Here is a 10,814-nt window from a genome sequence, read left to right as displayed (position 1 = left end):
CAGGTGGTCGCTGGCAAGGCGCGGGAAAGCCGCTCGTACCGGGTTGTACTTGGGCTTTCCCGCAACGCCGCCAGCGGCCGCCTGGGCCGTGGAGAAACGTGCCCTCTTCGCCTTGACGGGGCACTAGGCCGTACGAGGTGAGAGCACCCAGCCTGCAACAGCGTTGATGGGTCTCACCTCCCAAGGTCGAGCGGACATCGAATCACACTACCGCGCCACGAGCCGAGTGAGAATCCCCGGGATCGGGCACGCACCCCGCCCTTTCGGGCAGCTTGTGGTGCGACGGATGGCGGTACGGCCACATGGGGAGAAAGTCGTAAGGTTTCCTCGCTTCGGGGGCTCCTTGTCGATGCACGTCGTAATGTCCGGACCCCGGAGGTCATCCGTGAGTGAACGCACTGACACCGAGCTGGTGGCTGGTGTGCTCGCGGGCGACCGGGAGGCGTTCGCCGCGGTCTACGACCGCTACGCCGACCGGTTGCACGACTTCTGCTGGTCCGTGCTCCGCGACCGTGACGAGGCCGCGGACGCCGTCCAGGACACTTTCGTCCTCGCCGTCGAACGCCTCGCACAGCTGAACGACCCGGAGCGGCTCCGCCCCTGGCTGTACGCCATCGCACGCAGTGTGGCGTTACGCAGGGTCCGTGTCCGCGGCCGCGTCGTGCTCGACGAGGTGGAGGACATGGCGGACACCGACCCGGGGCCGCACCGCGCGGCGGAACAGCACGCGTTGCGGGACCTCGTGTGGTCCGCGGCCGCCGGGCTGTCCGAACGCGACCGCGCGCTGCTCGACCTGCACCTGCGCCATGGCCTGGACGGCGCCGAGCTCGGCGAGGCCATGGGTGTCAGCACCAACCACGCGTACGTGCTGCTCACCCGGCTGCGTGACCAGGTCGAACGGTCACTGGGCGCGCTGCTCATCGCCCGCCTCGGCCGCGCGGACTGCACGGAGCTCGACACGCTCCTCGCGGACTGGGACGGCCGCTTCTCCCCGCTGATGCGCAAACGCGTCGCCCGCCACGTCGACGCCTGCGAGGTCTGCTCCGAGCGGCGGCGGGTGGCGGTCAGCCCGCTGGCGCTGCTCGCCGGGGTGCCGCTGCTGCCCGCGCCGCTGTTCCTCAAGGACCGCGTGATGGCCGAGGTGCGGCTGGCGTCTTCGGACCGGAGCCTGGTGACACCGGCCGCGACGCCATCGAAGTCCCGGCGCGGCCGGGTGGTCGCCGCCGGGGTCGCGGTGCTTGCGTTGCTCGCCGCCGGTTCGGCGGTCGTCTACTGGCGCAGCGGGGAACCCATCGACGGCGAGCCGCTGGCGCTCGAGAACACCATCCCCGCCACGTCCACCACCGGGGACCGGACCACGACCACCACCCCGGCGCCGACGACCACCTCATCGCTGCCGCCGACCACCACAACCACCACACGGCGCACCACCACGACGACCACGACCACCACGACGAACGTGGTTCAGCCCCCGCCACCACCGCCGCGTGACACGCAGCCGCCGGTGATCGACAGTGCGGACGCCGATCTGCCACGAATCAACACCACCGAGTGTCAGCCGCCCTACACGAGCACCATCACCGTGAGCGCCGCCGACAATGTCGGCGTCTCATCGGCGAGGGTGACTTGGACCGGCCCGGGCGAGTCCCCCGGCGGCAGTCAGGCCATGTCCGGGAGCGGCGGCACGTTCTCCGCCACCATCGGCCCGTTCACGCTCCGGGGCACCGTCGCCTGGTCGGTGACCGTGGCCGATGCCGCCGGAAACACCAGTGCCCCAAGAAACGGCAAGATCTCCGTCTCGGACTGCCCGATCATCATCGGTTAGAAAAAGTTCTCCGGAAAAGTTGTAAGACCTTCCCCGGGCCGCGACTCCTACCTGGCGACACCGTCAACCAGGAGGAACCCGATGAAGAAGGCAATGCTGACAACGACGATCCTGCTAGGCACGCTGCTGTCCGGTGCGGGGGTGGCGGCCGCGACCCCGACGTTCGCGGGTCCGACGGAAATCGTGGCGCCGACCGATCCGCCGGAGCCGGAGCCGTGCGAGGTCAAGCGCCTCTGCGACCTCACGCTGCCGACGATGGACGAGCTGCCCACCGACATCGCGAACCCGACGGCCACCATCGACCCGACCATCCCCACCGGCCCGACGGACATCGCGAACCCGACCGTGACCGACGACCCGACCGAACCGCCGGAGACCAGTGAGCCGCCGGTCACCACCACGACGGTGCGGCCGCCCGCGGAGCGGCCGAAGACCCCGCCGTCGGGCGTGCCGACCCCGAACCGCATCGACACCGGCTCAGGGCCCTCGGACCCGGTGAGCTGGTGGCTGCTCGCGCTTCCCGCGCTCGCGCTGCTGGGACTCGCGGCGACCGCCGCGTGGCTGGTGATCCAGCGGAGCGAACGGCGGCCGTCATGAAGGTCGTGGGTTGGGTGGTGGCCGCGGTGATCGCGGTCGCCTCGGTCGCCGCGCTGGCAGGCGCGCGGCTGCGGGACGTGTCGGCGGCGGAGACCGACCCTCGGCCCACCGTCCCGGCGCCCGCCGACCCCGGCGACCCGCTGCGGGTCACGATCCCGGCGATCGGCGTCGACGCGGCGCTGGTGCCGGTCGGGCTCAAGGCGGACGGCGGGATGCAGACGCCGGACTTCGGGCTCGCCGCGTGGTACTCGCCGGGCCCGCGACCCGGCGAGCCGGGGCCCTCGGTGCTCGTGGCGCACGTGGACTCGAAGGCGAACGGGCCGGACGTGTTCTTCCGGCTGCGGGACCTCGCGGTGGGCGACGAGGTCGTCGTCCACTACCGCACCAGCGCGGTGACGTTCGTCGTCACCGGCAAGGAGCAGGCCGCCAAGACGGCGCTGCCTGCCGATCGGATCTGGAACGGCGCGACCGCGCCGGTACTTCGGCTCATCACCTGCGGCGGCGCGTTCGACCGGGCCGCACGCAGCTACCTCGACAACGTCATCGTCTATGCCGACCAGCTCGGCTGATGTGGGGAGACAACAATGATGGCAACAACCCGCACCCAGGTCCTGGTCCGTGCGACCGACCCGATCCTGCAGAACGGGGTGTCCGCGGCACTGCGCACCCGCCAGGAGGTCTGGCTCGCCGGTGACGACGCGGACCCGGCGACGACCGTCGCGCTCGTCGCCGCCGACCGGTTCGACGAGCACACGGCGCAGGCCCTGCGGATGCTGCAGGGCCGCGGTTTCACCCGGATCGTCCTGGTGTCCGGCGAAATGGCCGAGACCGAGATCCTGACCGCGATCGAGGCGGGCGTGTGCGCGGTCGCGCGCCGCGCGGAGGCGACGCCGGAGGTGTTGGTGCGGTTGGTGAAGGCCGCGGCGGCCGGGGAGGGCGCGCTGCCGCCGGACCTGCTGGGACGGCTGCTGAACCGGGTGTCGCGACTGCAGCGGCACGTGCTGGAGCCGCGCGGGCTGCAGCTCGCCGGCATCACGAACCGGGAGGGCGAGGTGCTGCGGCTGGTGGCGTCCGGGCTGTCGACGCAGGAGATCGCCGAGAAGCTGTGCTACTCGCAACGGACCGTGAAGAGCATCATCCACGACGTGACGAACCGGTTCCAGCTGAAGAACCGGGCGCATGCCGTGGCGTACGCGCTGAAGGAAGGGCTCATCTGACGCGAGTGTTCATTGTGGTCACTGTCGGTGTGACGAAGCCGCGTGCACCCTCTCTCGTCACCCTTATGCGCAGGTCAGCACGGTGCAGTGGATACCGAGGGGTAACAAGTCGGCACTCCAGTGTGAGTGTGTTGCACGATGGCAGTAATCTGCTGCCTGCGTGGCATTGCTCCACGTGGGGTTACGCGGCAAGATCACCGGGTCTCCCGAGATTGGGATGTGAAGGAATCCGTGCGCGATCAGACGGTCCAGGTGGACGACCTGAAGCTCGTCGCGCTGCCGAGTGCCGTGAACTGCGCCGACCTCTTCGTGCGGTTCACGCTCACGGAGTGGCGGGTGAAGTCGATGGTGCCCGACGTCTGGCGCGCCGCGGAGGCACTGGTCAGAGCGGTCGTGGGGGACGCGAAGCCCACCTCGACACCGACCATGCTGCTCTTCCGGCTGCGCCTGTCCGGCAACGCGCTGGCGGTCGAGATCGAGGACGACCGCGCCATCCCGGCCCTGACCGTGCCCAGATCCCTCGCTGGCCCGAACAGCGGCGTGCAGCTCCTGTCGACGGGCAAGCAGCTCCTGTGGTGTGAGGTCCCGCTGCCGAAGGGCATGGACGCCACGGTCGTCCCGCTGCCCCGCCGCGGCACCACCCGCGCGGCGGCGGCCGCCGCACCCCCGCCCGCGGAGATCAAGTCCGCCGACGACCTGTCCCCCGACGTCATGGAACGCATCCTGAACGGCCTGCGCCGCGACCACGGCGACCCGCCGATGCGCATCTGACCCGCGAGCCCAGCCGGCGAGCCCAGCCCGCAAGACCCGCGTGTCCAACCGGCACGACCACCGAGTTCAACCGGACGGCGTCGTGTTCGTCGAACTCGGCGGTTGTGCGCGTTGAACACACGCGTTGTGCTGGTTGAACACGCGGGGTGGGCGGGTGGTGGGCGCACTAGTGTGGGCTTGTGACGATGCTTGCCGGGCGGCTGAACCCGAGTGCCGGAACGTTCGAGATGAAGCAGGTGCCGGTCCCCGAGCCGGGACCCGGCGAGGTGCGGATTCGGGTCCGCGCCGCCGGGGTGTGCCTTTCGGACGTGCACCTCATCGACGGCAGCCTGCGGCCCGCCTTCCTCACCGAGCAGGAAGTGACGCTGGGGCACGAGGTCGCCGGCGAGATCGACGTCGTCGGCCAGGACGTGCCGGAGCAGTGGCGGCCGGGGGCGCGGGTCACGCTCGCGGCCGGTGAGCGGTGCGGTGTGTGTCCACAGTGCACCCGGTTCCGCGAACCGTGCCTTGCCGTGCGCACCCGGGGCGTGGACTACGACGGCGGCTGGGCCGAGTACGCGCTCGCGAGCCACCACACGCTCGTCGCGATCCCCGACTCACTTCCCTTCGAGCAGGCGGCGATCGTGCCCGACGCGGTGTCCACGCCATGGGGTGCGGTCGCGGGCACCGGACGCGCGGAACCCGGCCGTCCCGCCGGGGTGTGGGGTGTCGGCGGCCTCGGCGCGCACGCGGTGCAGCTGCTGCGGTTGCTCGGCGCGGCGCCGATCGTCGCGGTCGACCCACTCGAGTCGGCACGGGACAGGGCACTGGCCTTCGGCGCGGACTTCGCGCTCGACCCGGCCGACCCCGAGTTCGCCGACCGGGTGCTCGCGGCCACCGGCGGGCAGGGGCTCGACGTCGCCTACGACATGGCCGGGGTCGGCGCGGTGCGCTCGCAGGCGCTGAAGGCCCTCGGCAGGAACGGACGGCTGGTGCTCGTCGGGCTCACCCCCGAGCCGCTGACCGTGAAGAACAGCATCGCGCTGAGCGTCCGCGGCCTGCGGGTGATCGGCCACTACGGCTCCAAGCCCGGTGACGTGGAACGGCTCGTCGACCTGACCCGCTACGGGCGGCTCGACCTGTCCCGCTCGATCAGCGGCACCCTGCCGCTCGCCGAGGCACCCGCCGCCGTGCAGGCACTCACCGACAAGCTCGGCGACCCCATCCGGCTGATCCTCGTGCCATGAACGGAGCTTGCGGAGTGACATGACGGACTTCTCCACGCTCACCGGCGACTTCTTCGGCTTCGAGGAGCAACTGTCCGGACAGGAACGCGAGATCGTCACGCGGGTACGGGAGTTCCTGAACGCCGAGATCGCGCCGATCGCCACCGAGTACTGGTCGCGCGCCGAGTTCCCGTTCCAGGTCATCGACGGCTTCCGCGCACTGGACACCGCGGGCCTGATGTACGACGGGATGTCCGCGCACCGCGGCACCCGCCTGCTGACCGGGTTCATCGCGCTGGAGATCGGCCGCGTCGACCCGTCCATGAACACGTTCTACGGTGTCCACACCGGACTCGCGATGGGCAGCGTCAACCGCTGCGGCTCACCGGAGCAGCGGGAGCGGTGGCTGCCCGCCATGGCACGCATGGAGAAGATCGGCGCGTTCGCGCTGACCGAGCCGCACGGCGGGTCCGACGTGGCCGGTGGCCTGGAGACAACGGCCCGCCGCGACGGCGACGCCTGGGTGCTCGACGGCGCGAAGCGGTGGATCGGCAACGCCACGTTCGCCGACCTCGTCATCGTCTGGGCCCGCGACGAGGACGACGGCCAGGTCAAGGGTTTCGTCGTGGAGAAGGGCACCCCCGGCTTCACGGCGACGAAGATCGAGGGCAAGGTCGCGCTGCGGACGGTGCAGAACGCGGACATCACGCTCACCGACTGTGTGGTGCAGGAGGAGAACCGGCTGGCGCGGGCGAACTCGTTCCGCGACACGAGCGACGTGCTGCGCCAGACCCGGGGCGGGGTCGCCTGGGGTGCGGTCGGCTGCATGATGGGCGCCTACGAGGCTGCGCTGCGGTACGCGGGCGAGCGGGTGCAGTTCGGCAGGCCGATCGCGGGGTTCCAGCTGGTGCAGGACCACCTGGCGACGATGCTCGGCAACGTGACGTCGTCGCTCGCGATGGTCGTCGGCCTTGCGGGACTGCAGGACCGCGGCATCAACAAGGACGAGCACGCGGCGCTCGCGAAGTCGGTGGTGTCGACGCGGATGCGCGAGACGGTGGCGCTCGCGCGGGAAGTGCTGGGCGGCAACGGAATTCTCCTGGAGAACGACGTTGCGCGCTACATGGCCGACGCGGAGGCGCTGTACTCCTACGAGGGCACGCGGGAGATCAACCAGCTCATCGTCGGCCGTGCGGTCACGGGGTTGAGCGCGTTCGTTCGCTGACCACGACCCGCCGCGCCAGCTCGACCCGCGACCGCACCCCGAGCGTGGTGAAGATGTTGCGAAGGTGGTGGTCCACGGTGCGGTGGCTGATCACCAGCCGCCGCGCGATCTCCTTGTTGGTCTCGCCCGCCGCGACGAGCCGGGTGATCGTCGCCTGCTGCGGCGTGAGCCCGGCGATCGTCTGGTTCGGCGCGGCGACGGTCTCGCCGGTGGCCCGAAGCCCGGTGCGGGCCCGCTCGGTGTACCGGGCCGCACCCACGTTCTCGAAGCCCCGCAGGGCATCGCGGAACTGGTCGCGTGCGTCGCGGGTCCGCCGGTGGCGGCGAAGGAGGGTGGCGTAGGCGAGCTGGGTCCGCGCCAGCTCCATGCCGCTGCCCGCGCGGCGGTGGCTGTCGATCGCCCGCCGGAAGTGATGTTCCGCCTCGTGGGTGTCCGATGTGGTCAGTGCGTGGCAACGGTGGGACAGCGCCCGCCAGGACGGGCTGCCGCTCGCGCGGGTCCAGTCGTCGAAGAGTCCGAGCGCTCGCCTTGCCCGGTCGGGCCGCCCGACGAGGACGGCCGCCTCGACGAGCTGGGGCGTGGCAAGGACGCGGATGGCGGGCTGGTCCCCCGCCACGCCCGCGGCGAGGTCCTCGAGCCTGCCGAGTGCGTCGTCCGGCCGGTCCTCGGCGAGGTCGAGGCAGGCGTGCGCCCATGCCGCGACGGCGGCCGGCCTGCCCAGCCCGCGTTCGGCGATGCCGTCGGCAGCTTCGTCGAGCTCGGGAGCCGGGTCCCCGAGGAGGGCGGCGGCGAGCCCGAGGAGCGTGAGGTGTTCCATGCGCAGGTTGTGGGGTGCGTGCAGCCCGTCCCGGGAGGCGGCCTTCGCGCACGGGATCCGGTCCAGCGCGATGGCGGACAGGGAGAAGAAGACCAGCGCCCAGGGCAGTTCCGCGTGCCTCTTCCCGAGCCGGGCCCTGCCGACCGCGGCGGCCGCGCACTCGTGGGCCTGCTCGGCGTTGCCCCGCGCGAACGCGGCCTCTGCGGCCCAGACGGCGCCCGCCACGTCGGTGGCGGCCATGCCGTGGCGCACGGTCTCGTCGAGCGAGTCGGCCGCGTCGCCGTGCTGTCCGGCGAACATCGTGGTGAAACCGTGGAAGTGCGCGGCGACCAGACCGTCCTCGGTGGACACGTCGCGGGCGAGCCGGTGGTAGCCGCGGAGGTCGCCACCCAGCCTGCGTGCCTCACCCGCCAGCAACAACGCGGGCGCCGGGTCGGGCAGCAGTGCCGCCGCGGTGGTCAGCTCGTGGGTGGCGACGGCCGGGTCGCCGTCGCGCAGCTCGATCTCGCCGTGCAGCAGGGCGACCTCACCGGGCCGGGAGTCCACTCGCGACAGCAGCAACCGGGCCCACCCCGGCCTGCCGGCCTGCCACGCGGCGTCGACCGCGGCCAGCAACCTGCTCGCCCGCACCGCGGGGTCGGCCGTCAGTGCCGCGGCACGTTCCAGCTGACGGGCCGCCGTCGCGTGATCGGGGGCGGTGGCCACGGCCAGCTCGTCCGCCAGCACCGCCGACTGAGTGGCGGCCGCCATCGCGCGGTGCCAGATCCGGTCCGGCCCCTCCAACCTGGAGGCCAGGTGCGCGTGCGCCGCCCTGCGGTCCGCGAGCGACGCCGCCGCGTACCACGTCGAGCGGGTCGCCTTGCTCATGTCGGCGGGTGCCTCCGCCGCGTCGGCCAGCAACCGGATGCGGTCGGTCTCGGACAGTGCCGCCAGCCGGGCCGCGTACCGGGACAGCCGCGACACCAGGACCGGCGACACCGGCTCCCGGCCCGCCGCCTGCGCCGGGGTCAGCGACGACGCGAGCGCCACCAGGTCCGCCGGGTTGCCACCACCCAGCTCCACCAGCTGCGGGCGCACCCCCGCCGGCACGCCGCGGTCACGCAGCAACGCGGCCGCCGCGTCGTCGGTCAGCGGTGTCAGCTCCACCGACTCGAACAGCTCAGACGCCGTCCTGGACGCCAGCACCAAGCCGACCGGGTGCCCGGCGAGCCTGCGGGCGGCGAACGCGAGTGCCACGAGGGACTCCTCGTCGAGCCACTGCGCGTCGTCCACCCAGCACAGCGTCGGCATGGACATCGTGGTCAGCAGGCGGTGGGCGGCCGTGCCGTCGGCCACGTGTGTGCGGAACATGCGTTGCAGACCCGCCAGCGGGAGAGCGTGTTCCGCGCGCAGACCGTGTACCCCGACGACACGAACACCAGGTGCCGCACGCAACGCGGTCAGCAGCGCCGACTTGCCGAGCCCTTCCGCGCCGCGCACCAGTACCGCGCCGCCGACCACCGACCGCAGCCCGCCGAGAACGGCATCCCTGCCAAGCAGCGGGTAGGCGGTCACGACAACCGGCCGCGCAGCTCGCGTTTGAGCACCTTCCCCGCCGCCGACACCGGGATCTGGTCGACGAACACCACGTCCCGCAGCCTCTTGTACGCGACCACCTGGTCGTTCACCGCGGACATCAGCGACTCGGCGGTCACCGACGTCGCAGAGGGGACCACGAACGCGACCGGCAGCTCACCGACCGCCACGTCGGGCTTGCCGACCACGGCCGCCGCGAGCACCCCAGGCTGGGCGGCCAGGATCTCCTCCAGCTCACGCGGGTACACGTTGTAGCCCTTGTACAGCAGCATGTCCTTCATACGGTCGACAATGGACAGATAGCCGTCCTCGTCGAACACGCCGACGTCGCCGGTGTGCAGCCAGCCGTCCTTGATCACCTCGGCCGTCGCGTCGGGCCGGTTGTGGTAGCCGTCCATCACCTGCGGGCCCTTGATGCACACCTCGCCACGTTCACCGACGGGCATCTCGGCGCCGGACGAGTCGAGGATCCGCACCTGCGTGTCGAAGATCGGCACGCCGACCGTGCCCACCTTCCTGACCCCCGACCGGTGCACCGGCCCCAGCACGGCGCCCATGGTGACCTCGGTCAGGCCGTAGCCCTCGGTCACCACGGCCTCCGGCGCGAGCGCACGCATCCGGTTGATCATCTCAAGGGGCATCGGCGCGGCACCGGACGAGATCGTCCGCACGGACGTCAGGTCGGCCGTCGCGATCGCCGGGTGGTTCAGCAGCGCCGCGAACAACGCGGGCGCGCCGCCGATGGAGGTGATCCGCAGCCGCTCCGCGTCCGCGAGGTAGGCGCCCGGGTCCAGCCGGTCGTGCAGGACGCAGGTGAAACCCAGCAGCAGCAAGGCGTTGAGCCCCGCGATGGTGCCCATCGCGTGGAACCACGGCGTCAGGTTGATCGCGACCGACGTGCCGAGCCGCGTCGGGTACTCCTCGATCGGGCCGATCTGGTCGAGCACCACCCCGCCCTCCGCGTCGAGCGCGGGCAGCGAGCCGGACATCCAGCACGCGTACTGCAGCGTGTTCACCACGACGTTGCGGTGCGGGAGCCGCACGCCCTTCGACTCGCCGGTCGTGCCACCGGTGTACGCGAGGTGCGCGAGGTGGTCGTAGACGTCGACGTCCACGACCGGTGGCGTACCCGGCTGCCCGGCGCACAGCCCGGGCACGTCCTCGGCGGTCAGCGTCAGCCCGGCACCGGCGTCCGCGATCTGTTTGGCGGCGGCGGGTTCCGGCAGCAGCGGGTTGACCGGCACGAACACCGCGCCCGCGAGCAGCGTGCCGAAGTAGGCGACGGGGTACTCCAGGCAGTTCGGCATCCGCAGCGCCACCCGGTCGCCGGGCCGCACGCCACGGCTGATCAGCCCGTTCGCGGCCTGCGCGGCCCGCTCACCCAGCTCGCGATAGGTCAGCGACTCGCCGCCGCGGGCGAACGCGACCCGGTCGCCGAAGCGGCGCGCCGAGCCAGCGAGGATCGCACCTGCCGGGACTTCGGGATATACGAGCGATCCCGGTAGTCCGGGTGGCCAACTCACGTCCGTCCGAACCGGCATCGGTGCCTCCTCGAAGTCGCCCTCGATGAAACACTAAGCGC

Annotated in this window: 9 protein-coding genes; 7 read left to right on the top strand and 2 right to left on the bottom strand. The window is 71.7% G+C overall.

Translation table 11 applies throughout. The features are described from left to right. Positions 1-385: 385 nt before the first annotated feature. From WBA97_RS03570 to WBA97_RS03540, 7 genes are all read left to right on the top strand, one after another. Positions 386-1,825, top strand: a complete 1,440-nt coding sequence (locus tag WBA97_RS03570) for a sigma-70 family RNA polymerase sigma factor (RefSeq protein ID WP_424229209.1) — start codon at positions 386-388, stop codon at positions 1,823-1,825. 81 nt (positions 1,826-1,906) lie between these two features. Further along, positions 1,907-2,422, top strand: coding sequence for a hypothetical protein (locus WBA97_RS03565; RefSeq protein ID WP_424229208.1), 516 nt, complete (start codon positions 1,907-1,909; stop codon positions 2,420-2,422). Continuing rightward, positions 2,419-2,991, top strand: coding sequence for a sortase domain-bontaining protein (locus tag WBA97_RS03560; RefSeq protein ID WP_424229207.1), 573 nt, complete (start codon positions 2,419-2,421; stop codon positions 2,989-2,991). Before WBA97_RS03565 ends, WBA97_RS03560 begins: the two co-directional genes overlap by 4 nt. Positions 2,992-3,006: 15 nt before the next feature. Further along, positions 3,007-3,639: a response regulator transcription factor gene (locus WBA97_RS03555; protein WP_424229206.1), complete on the top strand. Its 633-nt coding sequence runs from the start codon at positions 3,007-3,009 to the stop codon at positions 3,637-3,639. Between the two features lie 231 nt (positions 3,640-3,870). Continuing rightward, the gene (locus WBA97_RS03550; RefSeq protein WP_424229205.1) at positions 3,871-4,410 is read left to right on the top strand and encodes an ATP-binding protein; all 540 of its coding nucleotides are present in this window, start codon (positions 3,871-3,873) and stop codon (positions 4,408-4,410) included. Between the two features lie 185 nt (positions 4,411-4,595). Continuing rightward, a complete protein-coding gene (locus tag WBA97_RS03545) occupies positions 4,596-5,636 on the top strand; it encodes a zinc-binding dehydrogenase (protein ID WP_424229211.1) in 1,041 nt (346 codons plus the stop codon). A gap of 19 nt (positions 5,637-5,655) precedes the next feature. Then, on the top strand, positions 5,656-6,840 hold the full coding sequence (locus WBA97_RS03540) for an acyl-CoA dehydrogenase family protein (RefSeq protein WP_424229204.1): 1,185 nt from the start codon (positions 5,656-5,658) through the stop codon (positions 6,838-6,840). Here WBA97_RS03540 and WBA97_RS03535 read toward each other — a convergent pair. Together WBA97_RS03535 and WBA97_RS03530 are read right to left on the bottom strand one after the other, a co-directional pair. After that, entirely contained in the window at positions 6,812-9,211 is a 2,400-nt protein-coding gene (locus WBA97_RS03535) for a LuxR C-terminal-related transcriptional regulator (protein WP_424229203.1), read from the bottom strand. The two genes, WBA97_RS03540 and WBA97_RS03535, sit on opposite strands and share 29 nt — an antisense overlap. Continuing rightward, entirely contained in the window at positions 9,208-10,773 is a 1,566-nt protein-coding gene (locus WBA97_RS03530) for a class I adenylate-forming enzyme family protein (protein ID WP_424229202.1), read from the bottom strand. The genes WBA97_RS03535 and WBA97_RS03530 overlap by 4 nt, the downstream gene beginning before the upstream one ends. Positions 10,774-10,814: the final 41 nt, after the last annotated feature.

It is taken from the genome of Actinophytocola sp., from assembly GCF_049647105.1.
Taxonomy (GTDB): Bacteria; Actinomycetota; Actinomycetes; order Mycobacteriales; family Pseudonocardiaceae; genus Actinophytocola.
The sequence above is the reverse complement of the archived record's forward strand: the minus strand, read 5'-3'. Positions and strand labels throughout refer to the sequence as shown.